The following is a 25576-nucleotide window of genomic DNA, read 5'->3' on the forward strand; positions in this document are numbered from 1 at the left end:
TCAATTATGTGAGGGGCATTTTTTTATTCTAATATGTTTTTTAGTGTATCGATATGTTCTTTTGAGCCTGTTACAAGTAATGTATCACCGTGTTGTAGTCTTGTATCCCCATGTGGGATTAATGCTTTATTTCCACGATAAATTTGAATGACTAGTACATCACCTAAAAACGGAAGGCGACGAAGTGCAACGCCGTTATATTTATTGCTCCGTAGTTCAACTTCACGGACTGTTTCGTTTGCTGTTGTAATTAAGCGAACGAGACTAGGTTTATCAATAAGCGCACGTAATAAAATACGTGTAGAGTTAATTGTTGAGAATACAGCGATATGTTCTTGCGTTGCTTTTTCTTGTAGAAGTGGATCTTCTACACTTGCAATAACATGTTCAACACCTAGCTCTTTTGCATGTTCTGCCAATAATAAGTTTTGTTCATCATCACTTGTTGCAACAACGACGCGATCTGCATCAAATGCTGTTTGTTCAGTTAATGATGCGATTGTGATGTCATCTAATTTCACGATAGGGAAGTCATGTGATGTCGCTTCTTCATCATTTATTTTGTTTTGACGCATCATATATAGCGTTACGTCATAATCTTCTCGTTTTAAATCTAGTGATAACGGAAGGGTAATTCTGCTCGCGCCAATAATAGCTACTTTTGGTTTTGGTGTTTCTACTTTTGGGAACATTTTTTTAAACAATATAGGTGCAAAAATACAAGTAATAACTGCGCTTAAAATAAGAGAGGCAGATAAACTTGGACTGATGATCTCCAGTTTTTCACCAATTTGTGCAGCCGCAATAACTAAAGAAAGTGTCGATGTTAATAAGATTGCACTTCCAAGTACGATATTACGTGGATACCATTTTCTTAAGACGAGTGATGGTAAGAGTTTCGAAATAAAGAGTCCTACAATTAAGATTGGAATCATTAGCATGCTAGAAGGTTCTTTGAAAATAGACCACACCTCTAGATTTACACCAACCATTACGAAGAAAATAGGGATGAAGAAACCATAGCCGATAGAATCAAGTTTTTCCACCATATCTTCATTTGGTGATAATAACGATACAAGTACACCTGCTAAGAAGGCGCCTAAAATATTTTCTGCTCCAACAGATTCCGATAACCCAACTAAGATTAAAATGAGTGCAAAAACAGCTCGTGTATCAATTTGTACACTACCAGCTTTTAAACTATCTAAGTATGGAATGTTTTTAAAACGTTTTGCAACGAAGTAAATAACAATACCAGCGCCGAATAGAAGAAGAAGAAGCCACATGCTTTGGCCGCTTTCGGAATTTAATCCGACGAATACAGCGAGTAAAATCATTGTAACTAAATCCGCAATAACAGCGACTAATAAAATGATTTGCCCAATTGCTGTTTTTCCTAAGTTATTCTCTTTTAATGTTGGTACAACAACACCTAAAGAAATAGTTGAAATAATTAAAGTCATGAACATTGCATTATCTACGAATCCTAGCCATACGAATAGTAATGATAGGGCATAAGATAAGATGAAAATAAATAAGAAGATAATGCTTGCTGCCTGAAATGTATTTGGTTCGTTTGTCGTATTTTTTTTCCCTTTTTGTTTAAAGATAGAAAAATCAATTTCTAAACCGCTTAAGAACATGAGGAAGATAAATCCTAATGTTGATAAAACTTGAAGCCATATATCTGGCTCAATAATATTAAACCCACTTTTACCTACAAAGATTCCTGCAATAATTTCTGCAACGACCACAGGAAGTGCTTTTAATTTAAAGCGTTGTAACAAAAGGGGAACGAAAAACGCGATTGCAACGACAACCATAAGTGATAGAACAGAAGTATGATGTTCCATTGCGTTCTCTCCCTTCAAATAAATATAGTACCTATTTAGCCATATAATAGGTAGAAAAGCAACGCATATGGATTCGATTTCATAAAGAAAGACTTTTCTTAACATTTGTCATAATAAGTATATTTTTCATGATTATGCTGTTAATTCCGTAATGTGGATGTAATAGAGGGGATAAAAAAAGACTGCTGAGGAATCTCAGCAGTCTTTTTCATGTACATTACATTGAGAAGAAGATCCATACAGTTAAACCAACTGTTGCAGTTGCAACGAAGAAACTGTATATCATTGTAAGAATTTGAACTCTTCCTTCTCCTTCTTTTAAATGCATGAACATAATTAATTGTAACAATGCTTGCGCAACAGCCATTATGATAATAGTTGTTAAGACTGTTGAAAGTGGCAATGTTGTGTAAAGTGCCACGTATAACGCTAGAAACGTTAATGCAAGCGATAAAATAAATCCGAAAACGTGTGACCAAGGGAATCCGCTATGCGCATGTCCGTTTGCTTGATTGTTGTTTTGAGCCATTTACGCCACCATCCCGTTCAAGTAAACTAGTGTGTAAATAAAGACCCAAACAAGATCAAGGAAATGCCAGTATAAGCTGATAATGAATACTTTACGAGCTGTAACTGGTGTTAAACCTCGTTTTAAAATTTGGATAATAACACAAATTGCCCAAATGATACCGCCTGTTACGTGGGCTCCATGCGTTCCAAGAAGAACGAAGAATCCAGATAAGAAAGCACTTGTTTGAATTGTTGCGCCTTCACCAATGTACATAATGAACTCTTCGATCTCGAAGAATAGGAAACCTGCACCTAAAAGTAATGTAAGGACGAACCATCCAAGCATCGCTTTTTGGTTATGCTTACGCATTTCATGAATTACGATACCGCATGTAAAACTACTTGTTAAAAGTAGTAATGTTTGAATTAAAAGCGTTTTAAGTTCAAACAATTGCGCTGGTGTTGGGCCATCTGCCGTACGACCAGCAAGGACTAGATAAGAGGCGAAAAGTGTTGCGAACAGCATAATTTCAGCCCCAAGAAAAATCCAGAATCCTAGGATATTCAATCTGCTTTGTTCGGATTGATATTCCAAAGGTAAGCTTTTATCTAAAGCCGCCATGTCATTTCACCTCTCATGCTATATGTTCTGTTTTTTTAATTTCATCAACACTGATATAGTAGCCTTCATCATAATCGAATGAACGATAGATTAAGCAAGCTAAAATACCAATACCACCGATTGCTGCAAGCCAGAACCAGCTAAATACTAATGCGAAACCTGCAAGACCGAAGAATCCAGACGCAATAATAGGCACACCAGAGTTACTTGGCATGTGAATTGGTTTGATATCTTCTGCTGCTGGTGTAACTGTTTCTCCGCGTTTTTTCATGTACCAGAAAGCATCAGCTTCTTTAATTTCAGGAAGCTTCGCGAAGTTGTAATGTTGTACAGGAGAGTGAGTTGCCCATTCAAGTGTACGACCATCCCATGGATCTCCAGTTGTGTCACGTTCACCGTGACGTGCACTCCAAATTACGTTGTAGCAAAGAAGTAGGAAGCCGATACCCATCATTACCGCACCAACAGATGCGATTTGGTTTAGCCATCCCCATCCAAGACTTTCAGAGTAAGTGTACATACGACGAGTCATACCGTCTAAACCTAAGAAGTACATTGGGAAGAAACAGATGTTGAATCCGCTCATAAAGATCCAGAATGTCCATTTACCTAGGCGTTCATTTAACATATGACCAGTCATTTTTGGATACCAGAATGTGAATCCAGCAAGCATAGCGAATACTGTACCTGCGATTAATACGTAGTGGAAGTGAGCGATTAGGAAGTAGCTGTTATGGTATTGATAATCAGCTGCTGCCATTCCAAGCATAACCCCTGTAACCCCACCGACTACGAAGTTTGGAATAAATGCCAATGACCAAAGCATTGGAACTGTAAAACGAATACGTCCTTTATACAGTGTAAACAACCAGTTAAAGATCTTAACCCCGGTTGGAATCGAAATCGCCATTGTCGAAATCGAGAAGAATGAGTTAACCGCTGGACCTGCACCCATCGTGAAGAAGTGGTGAAGCCATACGACGAAACTTAGTAAAGAAATTGCAACCATTGAGTATACCATTGCACTGTAACCGAATAGACGTTTACGTGAGAATGTACTAATGATTTCAGAGAAAATACCGAATGCCGGTAAAATAACGATATATACTTCAGGGTGACCCCATACCCAGAACAGGTTGGCCCATAACATTGGCATACCGCCGCTCGCCATCGTAAAGAAGTGAGCATCGAATAGACGGTCAAATGTCATTAATGCAAGAGCAACTGTTAATACTGGGAAAGCGAAAATAATGATAATTGTTGTAATTAAGATTGACCAAGTAAACATTGGCATTCTCATTAAAGTCATACCAGGTGTACGCATTTTTAAGATAGTAACAAGGAAGTTAATACCGGTCATTAGCGTACCGAGACCTGAAATCTGTAATGCAATTGCGTAGTAGTTATTTCCTACGCCCGAAGTAAACTCTGTACCTGCCATTGGGAAGTAAGAAGTCCACCCGGCGTCTGGAGAACCACCGATTACGAAAGCGATGTTGAATAACATTGCTCCGACAAAGAATAACCAGAAACTTAAAGCATTTAAGAACGGATATGCAACGTCACGAGCACCAATTTGTAATGGTACTACAAGGTTCATTAATCCCATAACGAATGGCATTGCCATGAAAAGAATCATTACTGTACCATGTGTTGTAAAGATCCCGTTATAGTGTTCAGCGTTTAAATAAGTTGTTTCTGGGAATGTTAACTGTGCACGGATCATTAAACCATCCATACCACCACGGAATAACATGATAACCGCAGAAATAATATACATAGCTCCGATTTTTTTATGGTCAACAGTTGTTAACCATTCGTCCCAAAGCCATTTCCATTTTTTATACTTTGTTAGTACGAAAATGATTGCTAATGTCACAAGAACGATAGAAGCGTCTGCACCGTAAATAATCGGGTCACCTGTGACAAAGAATTCATCAAGCTTCACTGTGTTCACTCCAATCTGTTGGAATAATAGCTATTATTTTTTGTTTTTGTAGTAGTTGTAATCACAATATTCAAGTGATTTTGGATCTACATAACTTAAGTGGTGACTAGAGAATGTCATACGACCAACTACACCAGGTTTAACAATTTCGTTGTACTTAGCTTCTGTTAGTTTAGGAGCAGTTTCTTGTACTTCTTTAACCCACTTGTCATATTTCTCTTTAGTTTTTGCTTCAACTTCGAACTCCATGTGTGTGAATCCTTCACCAGAGAAGTTCGCACTACGGCCTAGGTAAGAACCTGGCTTATCAGCTTGTAAATAAAGATCCATAATCATGCCATCCATTGTGTACTTCATACCACCAAGTTCTGGTACCCAGAAAGCATTCATTGGGCCGACAGAAGTCAGTTTGAATTGAATTGGTACACCAGCTGGGATGTTTAAATAGTTAACGGTTTCAATTTTTTCCTCTGGGTAACTGAATAACCATTTCCAGTTTGCAGATGTAACATAAATTTCAACTGGTTTAATATGTTTGGACTCTTTCGGAACCTCTTCCGAAGCATAAGTTGCTTTTACTGTTGGAATCGATAATGCGATAACGATAATAACAGGAACAAGCGTCCAAATAATTTCTAGTAATGTGTTACCGTGTTGTTCAGGTGGCTCATAGTCCATATTCTCTGGTTTTTCACGATAACGAATCAAGATGACTGTAAACAGAATGAATACAATTGCGATAATTAATGACATAAGCAAGAATGACCAAACAATTAAATCATACTGTGCTTTTGCAACAGGTCCTTGCGGATTTAATACTGCGAGTTTTTTATCACAGCCACCGAGGAACAGAAGTAATGATAACGGAAGAAGCGAAGCCAACTTCCAAAACGCTTTCTTTAGTTGCACGATTGAAAATCTCCTTTCTCCTTGGATTGAAACTATGCCAATAAAACAATATAAACCTATTAATTTATAGAAGGCAATAGTTTTTGATATATTGTTAAAAAATAGACACAAATGCACACTTTTTAAGGTGAATATCATTTGTAACTTGATTACATTGTAAACTATTTTCCAGAGAAAAACGTGATTGTGAAAATTTTAAGATAAATAAAGTTATACCAGGATATCCAAGAAATAGAAAAAAGCTATCTTATCATAAGGAAGATAGCTGAATATTTTGTATATTTAGTTTATTTCTTGTATGACAGTTCGTGGCTGTTCAAGTGTGACAATTTTTTTATATTTAACTTGATATAAAATGTAACAAATAATCATAAATGGAATGCCACAATAAAGAGCAATTCTTTGATCTGGAATGAAAGCCAAACTAACAAATGTAATGAAATTCAGCGAAAACGCTACGATTGGAACTAGTGGATAGAGCGGTGTACGATATTTTAAATCATTTATGTTGCCACCGTTTTTCACGAAATTTCTACGGAAGAAAAACTGTGAAGCGGCGATTGACATCCAAACGACAACGGCAGCCATTGCTGCAATAGATGTTAAAACTAGAAAGACAGTATCTGCCGCAAATACACTTGTTAGTAAGGACAGGCTAGCGAAAATTAGGCTGAAAATTAATGCATTTAGCGGTACACCTTTTTTAGTTAATTTCGTAAATGCTGGACTTGCCATTCCTTGTTTTGCCATCGCCCACAGCATACGAGAATTTGCGTAGAGACCAGAGTTAGCAACGGATAATACAGCTGTAATAATAACAAAGTTCATAATGTCTGCTGCATATGGGACACCGGCTACATCAAATACAAGTACAAAGGGACTTTCGACTAGATTAGCCTCTTGCCATGGGAGTAAACCTACAACAACTGATATCGCTAAGACGAAGAAGAAGAGAGTTCGCCAAATTGTGTTTTTAATTGCTTTTGGAATTGTTTTTTCAGGATTTTCACTTTCGCCTGAAGCGATTCCGATTAATTCTGTTCCTTGGAAGGAGTAATTTACTGTAATCATCGTAAGAAGAACAGCTAATGCACCATTTGGAAATAGCCCGCCATTTTCAGTGAAATTATGAAGCATTGGAGCTGGCTTTCCATTAAAGTCTAGTAGACCGAACATAACAGCGCCGCCAAGTAAGATGAAAATAACAATTGTTGCGACTTTTACACTTGCGAACCAAAACTCTGCTTCTGCATATGCTTTTGCTGATAAAGCGTTTACGAGGAAGAGTGCTGCTGCAAATGTAACGCACCAAATCCAGGAAGAAACGTCTGGAAACCAGCGTTTCATTAAAATACTTACAGTTGTTAACTCTACGCCAACTGTAACAGCCCAATTTAACCAATACATCCAACCGACAACAAATCCAAAACCAGGTGAAATGAATTTGCTTGCATAACTTTGGAATGAACCTGCTTCTGGCATAGCGACGGATAATTCACCAAGACATAACATCGTTAAATACATAACAAATCCACCGACTAAAAATGCGAGAATAGCACCACCAGGTCCGGCATTATGGACAATTTGACCAGATCCCATAAATAACCCGGTTCCGATAACACCGCCGAGTGCAATCATAAATAGGTGTCTACTTTTCATTGTTCGTTTTAAATCTGTTTGTTCAATTTGTTGATTCATATGCCCCTCACCCCGTATTTTCTTGAATGTGTGAACTTCGTTTTATTCTGAGTTTTTAATCATTAGTGGGGGATGCAACACACACTCGGTTTATTTGCTATGAAATGAATGGAGTATGTAAAAAAACGAACTATGACTAAATACTCTAAGAATGTTTGTTAACATGGTGATATCTTCACTATGTTAACAATTTTGATTTTAGCAAAATATTCTGTAAATGTATATTTATTTTTCTTTTTATTAAAAATAATTAGAATTTTTATAATTAATTCTATGAGCGATAATTCACATGATCTTTCTAGCAAACTAGTAAGAAGAAGGGTACAATGATAAGAGGTGTATCTGTAAAATAATAATTAATGGAGTTTTGTTTATAATGAAAAAGTTAAAATATCTTTTTGTTTTTGGGATTATACTTGCTGCTGCATTTTTTATAGGAAAAGATAAAATCATGCAAAAGGCGCAAGTTCTACGCTTAGAGTTTCTATCTGAAATGAAAGAAGCAGCTATGATTGAAGATGTTCCGTTTATTAAACAATTACCAGAATTGCCCAGAGGGTGTGAAGTGACAAGTTTAGCTATGTTGCTGCAATATAAAGGTGTACAAGTAGATAAGATGCAACTTGCTAGCGAAATTCATCGTGTTCCATTTGAACAAAATGGTTTGCGTGGAAATCCTTACGAGGGATTTGTGGGAAATATTTATACAAAGGCAGAGCCTGGATATGGTGTATACAATAAACCAATCTTTGATTTAGCAGAAAAATATGTTCCTGAAAAAGTAATTAATTTAACAGGTAGAGACATGCAAGATATATATAAAGTAATTAGTTCTGGCTCTCCGGTATGGGTCATTATTAATACGACGTTTAAGCCGCTAGCTGAAAGTAGTTTTGAAACATGGAATACGAGTTCAGGCGAAGTGAAAATTACATATTATGAGCATAGTGCAGTAGTAATTGGATATGATCAAAACTTTGTATATGTAAATGATCCTCTTAAAAATAATCCACGTTTGGCTGTTCCGCGAACAGAATTTGAGAAAGCTTGGGAGCAAATGGGGAAACAAGCAATTACTATTTTATAATAATGAAAAAGTCATCTTTGGGATGGCTTTTTCTTTTTGGTTTGTTAACACTGAAAATTCAGAAGATTCTTTTAAAAGTTAACGATTCACGTTATAATAACATTTAACTTGGTGAAGAAGGGGAGAAGAGAAATGGATGTTGCAAAGGAACTTGTTTTGTCAAAAAATCAGTTAGTTGAGTGGAGAAGGCATTTTCATAAGTATCCAGAGTTATCTTTTCAAGAAGAGAAAACATCGCAGTTTGTGTACGATATACTTCGGAAATTCCCATATTTAGAAGTGTCACGGCCGACTAAATATAGTGTGATGGCAAAGTTAGTAGGTAAACATCCGGGCAAAACAGTTGCGATTCGAGCCGATATGGATGCTCTTCCTATTCATGAAGAAAATGAGTTTGATTTTATTTCTACATATAAAGGTGTAATGCATGCATGTGGTCATGATGGACATATAGCGATATTACTTGGGGTTGTACATAAGTTGGTAGAAGAAAGAGAGAAGATTAAAGGGGAGATTCGTTTTCTATTCCAACATGCTGAAGAGAATTTTCCTGGTGGTGCAGAGGAGATGGTTGCTGCAGGTGTAATGGAAGGTGTGGATTATATTATTGGTGCTCACCTTTGGGCGTCGTTAGAGGTTGGGAAAATAGGTGTTATTTATGGTCCTGCAATGGCTGCACCGGATGTTTTTAAAATTAAGATAGAGGGAAAAGGTGGACATGCTGGAATCCCTCATGAAACGGTGGATAGTATTGCAATCGGAACACAAGTCGTTTCGCAACTTCAGCAAATTGTATCTCGCCTCACGAATCCATTAGATTCTCTCGTAATATCTGTTACGCAATTTCATGCTGGGACAACTCATAATGTAATACCAGAGCAAGCTGAGATTGAAGGGACAGTAAGAAGTTTAAGACATGAATTACGAGGTGAAACAGAGAAGAAGATTGAGCGGATTGTGAAGCATATTACGGAATCTTACGGAGCGAAATATACATTTTCATATGAATATGGATATCGACCAGTTGTAAATGATTATGAAGCTACAGAGCTTATTGAACAAACGGCATTACAACTTTATGGAAGGGATAGAGTTGTTCGTTTACAGCCGACGATGGCTGGAGAAGATTTTTCGGCGTTTTTACAAAAGGCACCGGGGACATTCTTTTTTATCGGAGCGGGAAATAAAGAGAAAGGTATTATATATCCTCACCATCACCCTCGTTTTACGATTGACGAAGATGCATTACCGATTGGAGTGGAAGTCTTTGTATCAGCCATTATGAACTTTATAAGTAAAGGAGAATGAGATGAAGAAAATACACATTCTAGCGCTTATCCCAGTTCTTTGTTTAGTAGTTGGGCCAATATTTGCGAATTCAGTTACTCCTTACGTATTAGGGATGCCATTTTTATTATTTTGGGTATTATTATCAGTGTTTATTACATCTTTTTGTATGGGGCTTGTGTACGTGTTTGATCCTGCTAATAAGGAGGATGTAAAATGACTGCATTACTTATCATTATTTTATTTTTGTTTCTCGCACTATTTTTAGGGATTCGGGCACAACATGGAAAAGATATGAATTTAGAACAATGGTCAGTTGGAGGAAGAGGATTTGGCACTATTTTTGTTTTTCTCCTTATGGCAGGTGAAATTTATACGACGTTTACATTTTTAGGGGGAAGCGGCTGGGCGTATAGTAAAGGAGCACCTACCTTTTATATTTTGGGATATGGTGCTTTAGCTTATCTTTTATCGTATTTTTTATTGCCACCCATTTGGAAGTATGCGAAAGAGCATAACCTTGTTTCACAGTCAGATTTTTTTGCGAAGAAATATAGAAGTAAAGCGCTTGGACTTATTGTTTCGATTGTTGGTGTTGTTTCCATCATCCCATATCTTGTTTTACAGTTAAAAGGACTGGGAATTATCGTTTCAGAAGCTTCTTACGGAAGGGTGTCACCTGTTGTTGCAGTATGGATCGGTGCTATTGTTATAACTATATATGTAATGGTTTCAGGTATACATGGTTCGGCTTGGACGGCTGCTTTGAAGGATATTATGATACTGTTTATCGTTATGTTTTTAGGTATATATTTGCCGTATCATTATTATGGAGGATTTCAGCCGATGTTTGAGGCTGTAGAGGCAGCGAAACCGGGATTTTTATCTTTACCTGAAGAAGGAATGAGTATTTCTTGGTTTGTTTCTACTATTATATTAACGGCCCTCGGTTTTTATATGTGGCCTCATACATTTGCTTCTGCTTTTTCAGCAAAAAATGAAAAAGTATTTCGTAAAAATGCAGCAATTATGCCATTGTATTCTTTAGTTTTACTTTTCGTATTTTTTGCAGGATTTGCTGCTATATTGCAAGTTCCTGGGTTAAAGGGAGCGGATGTAGATCTTTCGTTATTCCGTCTTGCTTTACAAACTTTTGATCCTTGGTTTATTGGAATTATTGGTAGTGCGGGAGTATTAACGGCATTGGTTCCAGGGTCTATGCTTGTTATGGCGGCTTCTACACTGTTAGCAAAAAATATTTACCGAACGATAGTCCCGTCTGCTTCAGATAGACAAGTTGCTAAGGTGGCAAAATTATTTGTGCCTGTAGTAACGCTCGTGGCAGTTTTATTTACATTTAAAGGAGGAGAAACAATAGGAGCACTTCTATTAATGGGATACAGTATCGTTACACAACTTTTCCCTGCACTTGTATGTAGCTTGTTTCCACGTCAAATTATTACGAAGCAAGGGGCGATTGCAGGAATGGGAGTTGGGCTATTAGTGGTCGCATATATTACCTTATCTGGTTCAACTATAGCCACGATGTTTCCGAGTTTCCCGCAGTATATAAAAGATTTGAATGTAGGTATAGTCGCATTGTTAATTAATATAATTGTGATGTTTGTAGTTAGTGGATTTACAAAAGGTGTATTTATAAAGAAAAACACTATAATAGTAGAAAAGTAATTCGTTTATCCTGCATTAACGGGCAGTAAGACCCCCACCTCAAAATTCAGCGGAAGCAAAGAAGTTAGGTGGGGATTAAACTGTCCGTAAAAGCCCGATTGGTGAGGGTTGATTAAAGTTTTACTTTATTAGAGCTATCTTTGAAAAGAGATAGCTCTTTTTTTGTATATATTTCCTTCTATTAGCGGAATCTAACTAAAAACTTGTTGAAAAGGAAGCTAGGTGGGGAAATTGTTAGAGCTTGAAGGTAACTTATTTGAAGTTATGAAAGAAATTAGGGATGAGTTAGGTTCACCTAATGATTTAACAATTAGAGAAGTTGCTCTTGCTGGGAGTTTTACACGTTGTGCGGTTGTGTTTTTATGTGGATTGACAGATAAGGATAATGTTTATAAATATGTCATTCGCACACTGCAATACGAAGAAATTATAAATGAGGAAGCTGTTGTTCAAACGTTATTGGATCGTTTTATTTCTATCGCAGAAGTGGGCGTAAAGACGAAGTTTCCAGATATTATGAATGCGATATTAGCGGGAGATACAGTTATATTAATTGATAATATTCAAACCGCTATCGTTATTAATAGTAGGGCCTGGGAGAAGCGAAGTTTAGAACCACCAGTGACAGAAGATTTAATACGCGGACCGAGAGTTGGATTAAATGAAGATATTAATGTGAATAAAATGTTAATCCGACGCAGTTTACGCGATCCAAAGTTGAGGTTCCAATCTTATATTATGGGGAAGCGATCGCAGAAAGAAGTAACCCTGGTATATATAGAAGATATTATTAATCCTCACATTGTAAAAGAGCTAGATCGCCGTCTTCAATCAATAGTGACAGATGTCGTTTTGGAAACAGGTACGATTGAACAATTAATTCAGGATAATAATTTATCCCCATTTCCACAGTTTTTGAATACAGAGAGGCCTGATAATATTATAGCCTCATTAGCGAAAGGGAAGGCGGCAATTTTAGTAGACGGATCCCCGTTTGCTCTTATTGCACCACTTGTGTTTGTTGATATTTTTCAATCTGTAGAAGATCATTACGAGCGCTGGGTGATTGGAACGTTATTAAGATTTTTACGTATGGGTTCAGGCATAATTGCGGTTTTGTTACCAGCTATGTATGTAGCACTTGTATCTTATCATCAAGGACTTATTCCTTCTAAACTGGCTTATTCAATTGCAGGTGCGAGGGAAGGTGTTCCGTTTCCTGCATATATTGAAACGTTAATGATGGCCTTGACTATGGAATTAATACGAGAAGCTGGAATCCGATTGCCGAAACCGATGGGACAAACGATAGGGATTGTAGGAGGTCTTGTAATTGGAGAAGCTGCGGTAAATGCAGGGATTGTAAATCCGTTTTTAGTTATTATTATTGCAGTTACTGCGATTGCTACGTTTTCGCTTCCTGTATATAGTATTACGATTACGTTCCGAATTTTACTTTTCGTCTTTGTATTAGCTGCAACGGCTTTTGGGCTGTATGGAATCATTCTAGCTCTGATCGCACTTGCTATTCATATTACAAATTTAACAAGTGTTGGTATACCGTATACAACTCCAATTGCTCCTGCATTTTATAAAGATTGGAAAGAAGAATTTATTCGCATGCCAAAATCGATGTTGAAAGATAGACCAGAGTACTTACAAACAAAAGATTCTACAATACGTCCAAAGGAGCGAAAATAAGTGAAACCATTTGAGTATGGCGATGAAGAGATTGGATCTCGTGAAATTGGGTTTGCGGTATCATCGACCATTATTGGTATAGGGGCATTGTCTATGCCAAGAGATATCGCTAACCAAACTTTATTTTCGGACGGTTGGATTATCTTGCTTTTGGGTGGATTGATCTGCGCAGTTTTAGGTTGGTTTGTGACGAGGGTGGCTATCTTATTTCCAAAACAAAATTTTGTTCAATATACGAGTGCGCATTTGACGAAGCCTGTTGCATACACAATTAGTAGCATTTTAGTATTAACGTTTGCTGCTTTGACAGCATATGAATCGCGAATGATTTCAGTTATTTCTCAAACGTATTTATTTAGTGATACACCGATACAACTACTGTCTTTCTTCTTCTTATTAGTTGTTATTTATGGCATAGCAGGATCAAGAGCAGCCTTATTAAGGTTAAATGTTATATTCTTACCTATTGTTTTAATTGCGATAGTGCTTCTTTCTTTATTAAATATAAATTTAGTGGAAATCAATAATTTACTACCAGCTTTTCAAACGAAAGTAAGTCAATACGCTGTTGGAGTTAAAAATTCTATTTTTACGTTTATTGGATTTGAAGTAGCTCTGTTTTATGCGGTGTTACTGAATGATAAGACAGCGAAAAAAGCGCCGATGGCAGTTGCGAAGGCGGTGATGGTAAACGTGTTGTCATACATTTTAATTTATGTAACTTGTATTAGTGTTTTTACGTATATGACAACACGTGGATTGACATATCCAACAATTGAATTAGGGAAAGAAATTGAAATTGGTGGAGGGTTTTTAGAAAGGTTTGATGCGATTTTTTTTACGACTTGGATTATTACAATTTATAACACTACAGCAATGTATTATGACGTCGCATCTTTATTATTTTGTGCTATGTTTCCGAAAGTGAAGAAACATATTTTTATTTTCGTAAGTGCCCCAATTATTTTTATGGTGAATATGATACCTAGTAGTTTGAATACTTTATCAAGTTATGGAACTTATTTAGCTTGGATAGATATGGGGTTTGTCGTGTTAGCACCTTTATTGGTTTTTATTGTATATAAAATAAAAAGAAGGAATGGTAGAAATGAAACACCTTCTTAAAATTATAATAGTTATGTTTTTTGTTGGACCTATTAGTGGGTGTTCTGAGTTACAAGAAATAGAAGAAAGAGGATTTGTAGTAGGTGCAGCCTACGATATTGTGAAGGAAAAGAAAGTGAATCCAATTATGAAAGGGACTTATCAGATGGTACTCCCCAGTAAATTGTCTCAACAGGGTGGACAAGGGAGCGGAGATAGTGAAAATTATATTAACGTAAGTGCGAAAGCAGATAGCGTCTTTGAGCAAATAAGAATAATTGCTAAGAAAATTAGTCGAACATTATTTTTTCCGCATATACAAGTTATTATTTTTTCGGATGAATTACTAGCGAATCCGTATGTTTTGCAAAATACGTTAGACGTATATTTTCGTGATCATGAAATGAGAAGAAATATTCGTTTGTTCGTTTCGAAGAAAAATGCAGAATCTATTTTAAAACAAAGTGCAAAACCTGAAAACTTACCGGCGCAGTACATTGATATGTTAGCTGAACATCCTCCGAAAAACGCTCAAATGATTGAGGCGGCGAGAATTGGTGAAGTACAAGGGAAAATGATTGCAGATCGAAGTTTTGCACTACCTCTCTTAGGGTTAACTAAACAAGGTGTACAAATGGAAGGAGCGGCATTGATCCGTGGAAAGGATAATAAGTGCGTTGGAACTTTGAGTGGAGAACAAACATTAGGAATGAACTATATAATAGGTAAAAAAATTGAAGGTTTCTTTACTGTTCGTAAAAAAAATCAGCTTATTACATATGAAGTTCATAAATTGCGTCGGAAGATTAAGGTGTCTACGGAACATGCTACAAAACCGAAGTTTGATATTCACGTGTTTACAGAAGGGACATTAGCTGAGCTGCATTTTAATGAACCAAAACAAGTGATGAATGAAAAGGTTTTAAAGAAAGAGCTTTCAAAGGAAATGAAGAAGCGTATTGAAAAGTCCATACAGCTTGTTCAAAAAAAATATAAGGTAGACGTATTAGAACTAGGAGAGGTATATAAGAGGCATAATTATAAAGAGTGGAGAAAAATCAGTAAGAATTGGGATCAAGGCCAGAATTATTTTAGTAATGCTGAAATTACTGTTTACGTTCATCCGACGATTGAACATTCAGGTTCAGCTTTACCGAAGAAAGTGAAGTAAGGTGATATAAATTGTTTACTGAATTGGGAATTAGTTGCACAATATTAATGGCGGTGCTTCCCGGAGCTATATATTTCATTCATAAAAAACTCACAACGTATGGAGCGCAGCCGTGGAATACTGATGTACAAAAAAAGAAACCTGAATGATTTTCAGGTTTCTTTCGGACAAAGCATATGTGAAGGGGGATGCCTTCTATGTATGCTTTGTTTTATACAAGCCCTAACCAATGTACCAATTGTGTAGAGAGGAATGTAACAACAATGGCGATAACGGTAGGGATTGCAAACGATAAGAATGTCCATTTTGCACTTTTTGTTTCTTTGTATATGTTAACCAGTGTTGTTCCGCACGGGAAATGAAGAAGTGAGAACAACATTGTGTTTAACGCTGTTAACCAAGTCCAACCATTTTCTAGGAATAGATTTTTAATTTGATTAAAATCATCTATTTCAGTTAAAGCCCCAGTTGATAAGTAAGACATTAATAAAATTGGGATTACAATTTCATTAGCAGGTAGTCCAAGAATGAATGCAGCTAGAATAAACCCGTCAAGTCCTAACATTTTAGCAAATGGATCTAGGAAATTTACAAAATACATAAGTAAGCTTGTGTCACCGATAAAAATGTTAGCAAGTAACCAAGTTAATGCAGCTGCAGGGGCAGCAACAACTATAGCTCGTTTTAAAACGTAGATTGATTTATCGAGTGTTGCGCGAACAATTGTATTCCAAACTTTTGGCTTGCGGTACGGAGGTAACTCAAGTGTGTAGTGAGTTGGAACCCCTTTTAAGGCTGTTTTTGATAGTACCCAAGAAACAGTTAATGTCATAATAACACCAAGTACAACCATTCCAACTACAACGCCAGCAGTAACCAATGTTTGCATACTGCCTGTATAACCAGCAGCCATAAATAGTGAAGCCATTAAAATTAACATAGGCCAGCGACCGTTACAAGGAACGAAGTTGTTCGTTAAAATTGCTAGCATACGTTCACGTGGTGATTCAATGATACGTGTTGACATAATGGCTGCTGCATTACAACCAAATCCCATTGCCATTGTTAAAGATTGTTTCCCGTGTGCGCCGGATCGTTTGAATAAGCGGTCCATATTAAACGCGACACGTGGTAAGTATCCGTAATTTTCTAATAGCGCGAACATAGGGAAAAAGATTGCCATAGGTGGTAACATAACGCTAATAACAGCACCGATACCACGGAACAAACCAAGTATTAAAATGCCATGTAACCATTCAGGTGCATGCGCTGCTTGGAACCAAGATGTTAAATATCCTTCGGCCCATCCGAAGAATTCGGCAATCATATCAGATGGTACGTTAGCGCCTGCAATTGTAAGATAAAAAATAATAGATAAAATACTGAGCATAATTGGGAATCCCCAGATTGGAGATGTGAAAATTTTATCTAGTTTTTCGGAACGATATAATTTATCAGTATTTGTATATTGGACAGATTCTTTACATATGCTTGCAGATGTTCGGTAAATATCTCCGACTATATCATCTCGTATATCTTCTTTTGAAAGTGTTTGTGCATGTTGAATAATATAGTCTAATGGAAGAGCTTTACTGGCTGAGTGAGATTCCATTAATTACGACCTCCCTTACAAGTGGTTCATTATGGTGTTTTTGAAGTGTAGTTAAGAAATTTTTATCTCCATCTAATATACGTAACGCAATCCAACGTGCTGGATACGTATCACCGAACACTTTATAAATTTGTGGTTCTAATTCCTGAATCATATTTTCGATTTTTTCGCTGTAAGTAATTTTAATTGGTGTTGGAATTAGTTTTTTATTTGCTACTTTTGCAATAACATTTAGCAAATGACCAATACCTACTCGGTTACGTGCTGAAATTTTAACGACAGGTACACCAAGTGATTTTGCTAATTTCTTTTCATCGATAACAATCCCTTTTTTCTCGGCTTCATCAATTAAGTTAATGCAAATGACTACATTGTTTGTCATCTCCATCACTTGAAGTGCTAAATTTAAATTTCTTTCCATAGCAGTTGCGTCTATAACAACTACAGTTACTTCTGGTTTTTCAAATATAATATAATCCCTCGCTACTTCTTCGTCTGCGGAATTTGAGTATAGTGAGTAGGTTCCAGGTAAATCTATTAATGTATAATTACTTCCGTTATGTTCATATTCTCCTTCAGCTTTTAAAACAGTTTTTCCCGTCCAGTTTCCAGTATGTTGTTTTAAGCCTGTTAAAGTATTAAATAATGTACTTTTCCCTGTATTCGGGTTACCAGCTAAAGCGATACGATGTTTGCTCATCTGAAATCATCTCCTATTAATACCCCGAAAATAAGGGAGCTTTCTTCTTTACGCAGTGCAATAGTTGTGTTACTCACTTGATAAGCGACCGGATCTCCAAGTGGACTGCGTTGCAATACTTTAATCGTCGCCCCCGGGATAAATCCCAAATCTAATAAGCGTCGTTTCATAGTTCCTTCTAATTGTATCTTCTCAATTTGTACAAACTCTCCTATTTTAAATTCGGAAAGTGGTTTTATATTAGCCGATACCATAAAAGTTACCTCATCTCTATATTTTTAGTTTGAGTTTAAAAAGTTTCCTAAGGTAAACTTTTTGTTAGTAATATAGTAGACTACATTGGATTATGTTGTCAATTAGTACTTTAAAAATATTCATTTATTTTTAGAATTGTTCCAATTTATTTAGTTGTACTAAAAAATATTACTGAAATTATTTTTAATGTGCATAAATTAGGTGTGTGAAAATTACAAAATACAGCGGAATTGTAAATGTAACTTTAACGAAAAGGGAAAAAGAGAGAAAAACATTTACATTGAATTTACATTGTTAAGAATATATTTACATTGCAGTGTAGTTAGTGTGGTTTTTGTTTGGTTATTTAACTATAAATGTTGGGATTTCTAGCTTTTAAGGATTATTATCGTCATTTACTTAAAATTAAAAATTGCTTAACACTCACATAATATTGTTGTCCTACAATGAATTTGTGTTCGAAAGAAAATGAATTCGAAAAGTGATAATCCAAATGGGGGTACAAGACATGGTTATGAAAAAAGGTATTAAATTTTCTTTAGCAGCTTTAGTGGTAGCAGGAGCATTAGTTGGTTGTGGGAAAGCAGAAGATACAACTAGTAAAGACACTGCTAAAGGAAGCGATAATACAAAACAAGAATTATCAGGTACGATTGCAGCGGCTGGTTCTACAGCTCTTCTACCTCTTGCGGAGGAAGCTGGAAAGAAATTCATGGAGAAAAATTCAAAAGTTTCTATTCAAGTTCAAGGTGGCGGTAGTGGAACTGGGATTAACCAAGTAGCATCTGGTGCAGTACAAATTGGTAATTCAGATGTTCCGTCCGGAGATAAAATAAAAGATGCTGAAAAGGCGAAAGAATTAGTAGATAACAAGGTAGCGGGTATTGCATTCGCTCTTGTCGTAAATAAAGATGTAAAAGTTGATAACTTAACAATGCAACAAGTACAAGATATCTTCACTGGAAAAGTAACAAACTGGAAAGAAGTAGGCGGAAAAGATGAAAAAATCAATGTAATTAATCGTCCGGCTTCATCTGGTACACGTGCTACATTTGAAAAAACGATTATGAAAGACGCGAAAATTAATGATGGAACTGGTACAACACAAGATTCTAACGGTGCAGTAGAGCAAGCGATTAACTCTACTCCTGGTTCGGTGAGTTATTTAGCAATGTCTTACATGGTGGGCGAGAAAAAAGGCGCACTACAAACAGTGAAAATTGATGGTGCTGAACCGAAAGTTGAAAACATCGCGTCTGGTAAATATCCATTCTGGTCTTACGAATATATGGTAACAAAAGGTGAAGCGAAGGAAGCGACGAAAGCTTATATCGATTATGTAAAAGGTAAAGATTTTGAAAAGCAAGTAGAAGATATGGGCTACATTCCAATGTCTAAATTAAATAAGTAATAAAATTTTATGGGGCTGGCTGCAAGGCCAGTCCTGTTCATTTCAATCTGTGAAGTGGGGTCTGTCCTGTGATGAAGGGGAAAAAGCAAATTAATTACGTGAAAAGTGAATATATAGGAAGATCACTTGTTACGTTTTGTGGTATTTTTATTGTTTTAATTACATTAGCTATTATTGCGTTTATTTGTGGTAAAGGTATTCAATCTTTTACACAAAGTGGTATCTCATTTACTGAGATGTTAACATCGACAAAATGGAATCCAAATGCTGATCAAGGATCCTTCGGGGCTTTAATTTTCATTGTAGGTTCAACGGTGGTTTCGTTAGGTGCGGTTATTATTAGTGCACCAATTGCTATAGCTCTTGCTATATTCATGAATTTAATTTCGCCAAAGTTTGGAAATAAAGTATTGAAGCCTGTTCTAGAATTGTTAGTTGGTATTCCTTCGGTTGTATACGGATTATTAGGTGTTACGATTTTAGTACCACTATTACGTGATTCGTTTGGGGGAGTAGGCTTTAGTTTAATTGCAGGTATTGTTGTATTAAGTATTATGATTTTACCTACTATTGCTAGTATCGCTTCTGATGCAATACGTTCTGTTCCATTTGATTATTTAGAAGCTTCTTATGGTCTAGGATCAACGAAATGGCAAGCGATTAGCCGAGTGATTGTTCCTGCTGCGAAAAAAGGGATTTTAACAGGTGTTGTTTTAGGCTTAGCGCGTGCTTTCGGTGAAGCGTTAGCGGTTCAAATGGTAATCGGGAATACGATTAAATTACCAGAAGGAATATATAGTCCGACAGCGACGTTAACTGGTATTTTAACAATGGACATGACGAATACATTGAACGGAACTGCTTGGAACAATGCGCTATGGACTTTAGCGATGATTTTACTTGTTATTTCATTCCTGTTTATTTTAGTAATTCGAGCGATTGGGCAAAGAGGTGAGCGATAATAATGAATGCAAGAACGGTAAATAAAGTTTGGACGGGTATCTTTTATGCGGTTGCGGCTTTAGTTGTAGCTTTGCTAGTGTTCTTAGTATTTGAGATTTTACAAAAGGGATGGGGATTTTGGGATCCTAATTTCTTGTTTGGAGAACCAAGCAATACAAGAGCTGGTGGTGGGATTGGTCCGCAGTTATTCAATTCCTTCTACATGCTTGTTATAACGCTTATTATATCTATTCCTCTTGGATTAGGTGCTGGAATATATTTAGCGGAGTACGCAAAACAAGGACGTTTTTTAAATTTTGTTCGTCTATGTATAGAGACGATGGCGTCTTTACCTTCTATTGTTGTTGGTTTATTTGGTTTGTTAGTGTTCGTTACAATGACAGGTTGGGGATACACAGTAATGGGTGGTGCTCTTGCTTTAACTATTTTAAATTTACCAGGTTTAACGCGTGTTTGTGAAAATGCGATTTCAGAAGTTCCTCAGAATGTAAAAGAGGCAAGTCTTGGATTAGGTGCAACGAAGTGGCAAACAATCGCTCGTATTATTATCCCATCGTCATTACCACAAATTATTACAGGGATTATTTTAGCGGCGGGTCGTATATTTGGGGAAGCGGCAGCATTAATTTACACAGCGGGTTTAACATCCCCGATTTTAAATTCAGCAGCGGATTTCTCAAGTCCTGCGCATCCTTTAAATCCGTTTAGACCAGCTGAAACATTAGCGGTTCACATTTGGAAATTAAATTCTGAAGGAGTTATTCCAGATGCGAAGTTGATTGCGACAAAATCTGCAGCTGTATTAATTATTATGGTATTACTATTCAATGTTATTTCACGCTTGATAGCATCTATATTACACAAGCGCTTTACAGGAACGAAAAGAAAAAGTAAAACAACGAAAAAGGTAAAAGCGGCATAAATTATAAAGAAGAACTCTCTATTTATAGGTAGGGGGTTCTTTTGTATTTTAATATAGAAGGAATGGATGTAATGATTGTTGAATTTGTGATTAATTATAAAGAAGAACAGATGTAATTTAGAGAGGAGCTTTAATTTGTTTTTTCTGCAAATGTCAGGTTTTCCTGGGTCAGGAAAATCGACAGTTTCTAAGTATATAGCGAAATTAACAGGTGCTGTAATTATAGATCATGATGTTTTGAAATCCGCGTTGTTAAAATCATTAAAAGTAAAAGGAATTGAATCAACGATTGTTGGTGGGCTTGCGTATGATGCCGAATGGGTATTGATTGATTCTTATTTAGAACAAGGGCATAGTGTTATATTGGATAGTCCGTGTTTATATGAGGGAATGGTTGAAAAAGGGATTGAACTATCAAATAAACATGGTGTGAAATATAAATATATTGAGTGTTATCTTAATGATATGGAAGAGATTAATAGGAGACTGCAAACACGTAAGCGTATGATCAGTCAAATTGAAAAGGTGGAATCGGAAGTAGGTTTTAAAAAGTGGTTAAATGGTAGTAAAAGACCTTCAAATAATGAATACCTTATTGTGGATTCTAGTAAACCTATAGAGCAATATGTGGAAAAAATGATGGATTATATGACTAAATAGAGAAAAGGCGTTATCTTCATTTGTGAAGATAACGCCTTTTGTTTTTAAATATCAGGTGTTTCTGTAGAAGTGCTTATTTTCCTACGGGAGCGTCTTTTTCTCCCGATTTTATCTAGTAGTTCATACATAACTGGAACGACTACTAATGTAAGAGCAGTTGAGACTGCCAAACCGCCGATGACAACGACGGCTAAACTTTTTGATACCATACTTCCTGCTTGGGATTGGCCAAATAGGAGTGGGAGCATAGCAACGATTGTTGTAATAGCTGTCATAATAATTGGGCGTAGTCTAGTAGAACCTGCTTCAAGTAAGGCTTCTCTAGTTTCCATTCCATGTTCCCGATTTTGTTGGACTCTTTCTATTAATACAATAGCGTTTGTAACAACAATCCCGATTAACATTAATGCGCCGATCAAGGAATTTACATCAACAGGTGTTCGTGAAATGATTAATCCTAAAATACCACCGACAGCAGCTAATGGTAAGGAGAATAGGATTGCAAAAGGAGCACGTGCTTGCCCGAAGGTGATAACCATAATTAAATATACAATCCCGATTGCAATCCCCATAATTTTGAATAAATCTGTAAAATTCTCTTGCATAGATTCAGTAGCTCCTGCGATATTTACTTTTGCACCACCAGGTAAATCTAAGTCAGTCATCGCTTTATTTACTGCTGTGTTTACTTTACTCAAATCTTCATTTGAAGCTTCGGCTGTAATTTGGATTGTTTCTTTTCCGTCTTTATGGAAAATTTCTGTTTGTGTTTGTTTTTCTGAAATAGTTGCAATGTCTTTTAAAGGTATTGGTCCATTAATAGGTGATAGTATGTTTGTATTTAAAATATCTTCTTGTTTATTAATGTTTTCTTTTTTGTGTTCTATCATAATAGTAGCTTTTTCATTATTAATTGTAATTTCGCCAATAGGTGATTTCTTCATAAGGAATGCTACTTGTTGCGCAGCTATTTCTGGTGTTAAACCTAGTTGTTCAGCCTTTGTTTGATCAATATGAATTTGCCATTCTTTCTTAGAGTCTTCTAAATTTGTTTTTACTTTAGAAAGATCATCCATGCTTTTTAGTTTTGTTTCAACGATAGTAGCCGCTTCTTTTAAATCCGCTTCGTTAGTAGCTGTTACGTTAAATTGTAAGTTATTGCCGCCGCCAGAGCTTGAATAACTTGTTTTTATATAATCAAGTTCAGCAGGCTCAAAAGTTTTATGTTCCTTTTTTAACTCTTTAATATATTGATCAATATCAGAACCTTTTTTAAAGACTACGAATATACTAGCGAGGTTATTTTTAGTTGTTTGCCCCCATTGTGCATCTTCTGCGCTAGATCCCATTCGTAAAATAACGTCTGTTATATCTGAATTAGAAAGTAATTTCTTTTCAAAATCAAATGCTTTTTGTTTTTGAGATTCAGCATTATAATGGGCTGGAAATGTCATGTTAATAGATAACATTGTGTCGTCTTCAGATTTTATGTTTGCTTTCGGTAGTAATATATAAGCTGCAATTGATCCTACAAATAATAAAAATGCAGTAAGTAGAATAATGAATTTATGAGAAAGAGCCCACTTTAATGTAGCGACATATCGTGATGAAGAACTTGGCTTTCGATGCTTTGTTTTTTTGAGTAGTAAAAAAGCCATAAGTGGAACAACTGTTAGTGCAACGATTAAGGATGATAATATAGAATATACAACTGCTAATACCATAGGTAACATTAATTTTCCGATTGCTCCTGATACGAGGCCGATAGGTAAAAAAACAGCGACCGTTGTTAAAGTAGAAGAAGTAATTGCGACTGCGACTTCTTTCGTTGCATCGAGAATGATATCTTTAGAGAAAGAATCTTTTTGTAAACGGCGGAAAATATTCTCGATGACAACGATACTATCATCGACGAGACGTCCAACCGCAACAGCTAAACCACCGAGGGTTAAAATGTTAAGCGTAATGTTAGATTGATGTAGTAAAAAGAGTGTTAATAAAATGGATAATGGAATACTGACAACAGCGATGAGTGTTGTTCGGAAGTTACGTAAAAAGATTAAGATAATTAGAGTTGCAGCGATTGCTCCAAGTATTACTTCTTTTCCCATGCTAGTAACAGCATTTTCAACTTGTTCATGGGTTGAAGCCAAAAGTTTAATGGAAAATTGATCTTTATATTCCTTATCTATCTCTTTAACTTTTTTATCAATCTCTTTTCCAATGGCAACTGCATTTTTACTCGGTTCTTTCATGATGATTAATCCTGTGCCTTCTTCTCCGTTTATATGTGAGATTGTATCGTAGTGTTGTTTGATTTCAATTTGAGCAATGTCTTGCAATTTCACTTGGGGTGCCACAGTGATGTTTTTAATGTCATTTACATTTTTTATGTCCCCAATGACGCGGAGGTTGTATTCTTCCTGATTAACAGTAATTGCCCCAGCTGGAGTAGAAGTTTCTTTTCCTTGTAAAACAGTTAGTACCTGCTGTGATGTTACGTTTTTGTTTTTTAATTGGTTCGGATCAAGTACGATAGATAATTCAGAGGTGGATTTTCCGAAAAACATAACGTTGGCAACACCATCAATGTTTTCGAGTTGTGGTACGATTTCTTTTTCAATTTGTTTTTCATCTGCTTTTGAAAAACCGTTTTGTTTCTGGATAGTAATTTGAGCGAGTGGAATCATAGAAGTGTTTAATTGACTAACTACGGGCTTGGTTACATCTTTAGGTAATTTAATTGTATTGACGGCTTTTTCGACTTCGCGTGCTGCATCTTTCATGTTTGCTTTTGATGTATACGCAATGTCGATACGTGATAATCCCTCGTATGTAGAAGAAGTAATGGTGTCGACGTGTTCTAAATTGCGAAATTGTTTTTCGAGAGGATTAGTTACATCCTTTGTCATCGTTTCAGCGTCGAGTCCTTGAGATAAGGTTGTGACGGTAATTGCTGGATTGTCGATACTCGGTAAAAATTCCATAGGTAATTTAGAGCCGGAATAAACACCGAGTATGGAAATGAGAAAAATCATGATGATAATGGCAGCTCGGTTTTTTAATGAAAACTTTGTTAACCTATCCATAAAATAATTCCTCCATTGGTTTATTTATAGTTGAGTGCGTCCTTTCTTACTATATAACAAAAAATGGATATTTTTCATTAATTAAATGTAAAAAAATTCTAACAATATCCTTAAGTTTGTATTAGGATTGGAATGTTGTTAATTTGTAGGGGGGAAATTTTTGAATGAGAAGGGAGGGGATAATGCGCGCGAGTGGCTGTTTAATGTAGACGGGATTTTTTCTTAAGGCTAATTTGTATAGTTATTTTATAGAAGGATAATGATTATAAGCTTTAATATAGAAGAGAATGAAAATTTGGGAAGGTATTGTGAAATACAATTTGGTTGAACGGAGTGTATTAGCATACAATTAGAATAACTATTTTCAGTAGTAAGGATAATAGTT

21 protein-coding genes are annotated in these 25576 nt (G+C 36.1%); 11 read left to right on the forward strand and 10 right to left on the reverse strand.

The window, feature by feature from the left end; genetic code table 11:
- Nucleotides 1-23: 23 nt before the first annotated feature.
- The 6 genes from ACUL40_RS23300 to ACUL40_RS23325 form a co-directional block, all read right to left on the reverse strand.
- On the reverse strand, nt 24-1853 hold the full coding sequence (locus ACUL40_RS23300; RefSeq protein ID WP_000399966.1) for a monovalent cation:proton antiporter family protein: 1830 nt from the start codon (nt 1851-1853) through the stop codon (nt 24-26).
- 217 nt (nt 1854-2070) lie between these two features.
- Complete coding sequence (qoxD, locus tag ACUL40_RS23305; protein WP_000068425.1) at nt 2071-2382, reverse strand: cytochrome aa3 quinol oxidase subunit IV; 312 nt, start codon at nt 2380-2382, stop codon at nt 2071-2073.
- Nucleotides 2383-2985 carry a cytochrome aa3 quinol oxidase subunit III gene (gene qoxC, locus ACUL40_RS23310; protein WP_000729317.1) on the reverse strand — a complete coding sequence of 201 codons (603 nt, stop codon included), beginning with the start codon at nt 2983-2985 and terminating at the stop codon, nt 2383-2385. It abuts the gene before it with no gap.
- Nucleotides 2986-2998: 13 nt separating this feature from the next.
- The gene (qoxB, locus tag ACUL40_RS23315) at nt 2999-4933 is read right to left on the reverse strand and encodes a cytochrome aa3 quinol oxidase subunit I (RefSeq protein ID WP_000762366.1); all 1935 of its coding nucleotides are present in this window, start codon (nt 4931-4933) and stop codon (nt 2999-3001) included.
- A gap of 33 nt (nt 4934-4966) precedes the next feature.
- Entirely contained in the window at nt 4967-5842 is an 876-nt protein-coding gene (locus tag ACUL40_RS23320) for a cytochrome aa3 quinol oxidase subunit II (protein WP_001176165.1), read from the reverse strand.
- 282 nt (nt 5843-6124) lie between these two features.
- Entirely contained in the window at nt 6125-7540 is a 1416-nt protein-coding gene (locus ACUL40_RS23325; RefSeq protein WP_445423033.1) for an amino acid permease, read from the reverse strand.
- A 376-nt stretch (nt 7541-7916) separates the two neighbouring features.
- On the opposite strand from ACUL40_RS23325, the gene ACUL40_RS23330 reads away from it, so the two are divergent.
- From ACUL40_RS23330 to ACUL40_RS23360, 7 genes are all read left to right on the forward strand, one after another.
- Complete coding sequence (locus ACUL40_RS23330; protein ID WP_000734490.1) at nt 7917-8627, forward strand: C39 family peptidase; 711 nt, start codon at nt 7917-7919, stop codon at nt 8625-8627.
- A gap of 132 nt (nt 8628-8759) precedes the next feature.
- Nucleotides 8760-9935 carry an amidohydrolase gene (locus tag ACUL40_RS23335; RefSeq protein ID WP_074048020.1) on the forward strand — a complete coding sequence of 392 codons (1176 nt, stop codon included), beginning with the start codon at nt 8760-8762 and terminating at the stop codon, nt 9933-9935.
- A gap of 1 nt (nt 9936) precedes the next feature.
- Nucleotides 9937-10134, forward strand: a complete 198-nt coding sequence (locus tag ACUL40_RS23340; protein WP_000719833.1) for a DUF3311 domain-containing protein — start codon at nt 9937-9939, stop codon at nt 10132-10134.
- Entirely contained in the window at nt 10131-11603 is a 1473-nt protein-coding gene (locus ACUL40_RS23345; RefSeq protein WP_445423032.1) for a sodium:solute symporter family protein, read from the forward strand. Before ACUL40_RS23340 ends, ACUL40_RS23345 begins: the two co-directional genes overlap by 4 nt.
- 222 nt (nt 11604-11825) lie before the next feature.
- Nucleotides 11826-13304, forward strand: coding sequence for a spore germination protein GerLA (gene gerLA, locus ACUL40_RS23350; protein ID WP_002023287.1), 1479 nt, complete (start codon nt 11826-11828; stop codon nt 13302-13304).
- Nucleotides 13305-14429, forward strand: coding sequence for a spore germination protein GerLB (gerLB, locus tag ACUL40_RS23355; RefSeq protein WP_000802003.1), 1125 nt, complete (start codon nt 13305-13307; stop codon nt 14427-14429).
- Nucleotides 14413-15579: a Ger(x)C family spore germination protein gene (locus ACUL40_RS23360; RefSeq protein WP_000681619.1), complete on the forward strand. Its 1167-nt coding sequence runs from the start codon at nt 14413-14415 to the stop codon at nt 15577-15579. Before gerLB ends, ACUL40_RS23360 begins: the two co-directional genes overlap by 17 nt.
- 211 nt (nt 15580-15790) lie before the next feature.
- Here the strand turns inward: ACUL40_RS23360 and ACUL40_RS23365 are convergent, their stop codons facing one another.
- The 3 genes from ACUL40_RS23365 to ACUL40_RS23375 are packed head-to-tail and all read right to left on the reverse strand — an operon-like array spanning nt 15791 to nt 18145.
- Nucleotides 15791-17191, reverse strand: a complete 1401-nt coding sequence (locus ACUL40_RS23365; protein ID WP_445423031.1) for a nucleoside recognition domain-containing protein — start codon at nt 17189-17191, stop codon at nt 15791-15793.
- The gene (locus ACUL40_RS23370) at nt 17169-17891 is read right to left on the reverse strand and encodes a FeoB small GTPase domain-containing protein (protein ID WP_000033865.1); all 723 of its coding nucleotides are present in this window, start codon (nt 17889-17891) and stop codon (nt 17169-17171) included. The genes ACUL40_RS23365 and ACUL40_RS23370 overlap by 23 nt, the downstream gene beginning before the upstream one ends.
- Nucleotides 17888-18145: a FeoA family protein gene (locus tag ACUL40_RS23375; protein ID WP_000252982.1), complete on the reverse strand. Its 258-nt coding sequence runs from the start codon at nt 18143-18145 to the stop codon at nt 17888-17890. The genes ACUL40_RS23370 and ACUL40_RS23375 overlap by 4 nt, the downstream gene beginning before the upstream one ends.
- Nucleotides 18146-18654: 509 nt before the next feature.
- Here ACUL40_RS23375 and ACUL40_RS23380 point away from each other — a divergent pair.
- The 4 genes from ACUL40_RS23380 to ACUL40_RS23395 all read left to right on the forward strand — a co-directional run bounded on the left by ACUL40_RS23380 (nt 18655) and on the right by ACUL40_RS23395 (nt 22102).
- Nucleotides 18655-19557, forward strand: coding sequence for a phosphate ABC transporter substrate-binding protein PstS family protein (locus tag ACUL40_RS23380; protein WP_000245108.1), 903 nt, complete (start codon nt 18655-18657; stop codon nt 19555-19557).
- Between the two features lie 71 nt (nt 19558-19628).
- The gene (gene pstC, locus ACUL40_RS23385; RefSeq protein ID WP_000676676.1) at nt 19629-20519 is read left to right on the forward strand and encodes a phosphate ABC transporter permease subunit PstC; all 891 of its coding nucleotides are present in this window, start codon (nt 19629-19631) and stop codon (nt 20517-20519) included.
- Nucleotides 20520-20521: 2 nt separating this feature from the next.
- Nucleotides 20522-21442, forward strand: a complete 921-nt coding sequence (gene pstA / locus ACUL40_RS23390; protein ID WP_000994141.1) for a phosphate ABC transporter permease PstA — start codon at nt 20522-20524, stop codon at nt 21440-21442.
- Between the two features lie 135 nt (nt 21443-21577).
- Nucleotides 21578-22102, forward strand: coding sequence for an AAA family ATPase (locus ACUL40_RS23395; RefSeq protein ID WP_000465755.1), 525 nt, complete (start codon nt 21578-21580; stop codon nt 22100-22102).
- 44 nt (nt 22103-22146) lie between these two features.
- On the opposite strand, the gene ACUL40_RS23400 is transcribed toward ACUL40_RS23395, so the two are convergent.
- Entirely contained in the window at nt 22147-25191 is a 3045-nt protein-coding gene (locus tag ACUL40_RS23400; RefSeq protein WP_000375549.1) for an efflux RND transporter permease subunit, read from the reverse strand.
- Nucleotides 25192-25576: the final 385 nt, after the last annotated feature.

This window comes from Bacillus sp. KNSH39 (assembly GCF_052656585.1).

What these genes read in the sequence shown, in the direction of transcription:
- ACUL40_RS23300 (WP_000399966.1), bottom strand. Translation starts at nt 1,853, where the DNA reads ATGGAACATCATACTTCTGTTCTATCACTTATGGTTGTCGTTGCAATC.
- qoxD (WP_000068425.1), bottom strand. Translation starts at nt 2,382, where the DNA reads ATGGCTCAAAACAACAATCAAGCAAACGGACATGCGCATAGCGGATTC.
- qoxC (WP_000729317.1), bottom strand. Translation starts at nt 2,985, where the DNA reads ATGGCGGCTTTAGATAAAAGCTTACCTTTGGAATATCAATCCGAACAA.
- ACUL40_RS23325 (WP_445423033.1), bottom strand. Translation starts at nt 7,540, where the DNA reads ATGAATCAACAAATTGAACAAACAGATTTAAAACGAACAATGAAAAGT.
- ACUL40_RS23330 (WP_000734490.1), top strand. Translation starts at nt 7,917, where the DNA reads ATGAAAAAGTTAAAATATCTTTTTGTTTTTGGGATTATACTTGCTGCT.
- ACUL40_RS23335 (WP_074048020.1), top strand. Translation starts at nt 8,760, where the DNA reads ATGGATGTTGCAAAGGAACTTGTTTTGTCAAAAAATCAGTTAGTTGAG.
- ACUL40_RS23340 (WP_000719833.1), top strand. Translation starts at nt 9,937, where the DNA reads ATGAAGAAAATACACATTCTAGCGCTTATCCCAGTTCTTTGTTTAGTA.
- ACUL40_RS23345 (WP_445423032.1), top strand. Translation starts at nt 10,131, where the DNA reads ATGACTGCATTACTTATCATTATTTTATTTTTGTTTCTCGCACTATTT.
- ACUL40_RS23360 (WP_000681619.1), top strand. Translation starts at nt 14,413, where the DNA reads ATGAAACACCTTCTTAAAATTATAATAGTTATGTTTTTTGTTGGACCT.
- ACUL40_RS23365 (WP_445423031.1), bottom strand. Translation starts at nt 17,191, where the DNA reads ATGGAATCTCACTCAGCCAGTAAAGCTCTTCCATTAGACTATATTATT.
- ACUL40_RS23370 (WP_000033865.1), bottom strand. Translation starts at nt 17,891, where the DNA reads ATGAGCAAACATCGTATCGCTTTAGCTGGTAACCCGAATACAGGGAAA.
- ACUL40_RS23375 (WP_000252982.1), bottom strand. Translation starts at nt 18,145, where the DNA reads ATGGTATCGGCTAATATAAAACCACTTTCCGAATTTAAAATAGGAGAG.
- ACUL40_RS23380 (WP_000245108.1), top strand. Translation starts at nt 18,655, where the DNA reads ATGGTTATGAAAAAAGGTATTAAATTTTCTTTAGCAGCTTTAGTGGTA.
- pstC (WP_000676676.1), top strand. Translation starts at nt 19,629, where the DNA reads ATGAAGGGGAAAAAGCAAATTAATTACGTGAAAAGTGAATATATAGGA.
- pstA (WP_000994141.1), top strand. Translation starts at nt 20,522, where the DNA reads ATGAATGCAAGAACGGTAAATAAAGTTTGGACGGGTATCTTTTATGCG.
- ACUL40_RS23400 (WP_000375549.1), bottom strand. Translation starts at nt 25,191, where the DNA reads ATGGATAGGTTAACAAAGTTTTCATTAAAAAACCGAGCTGCCATTATC.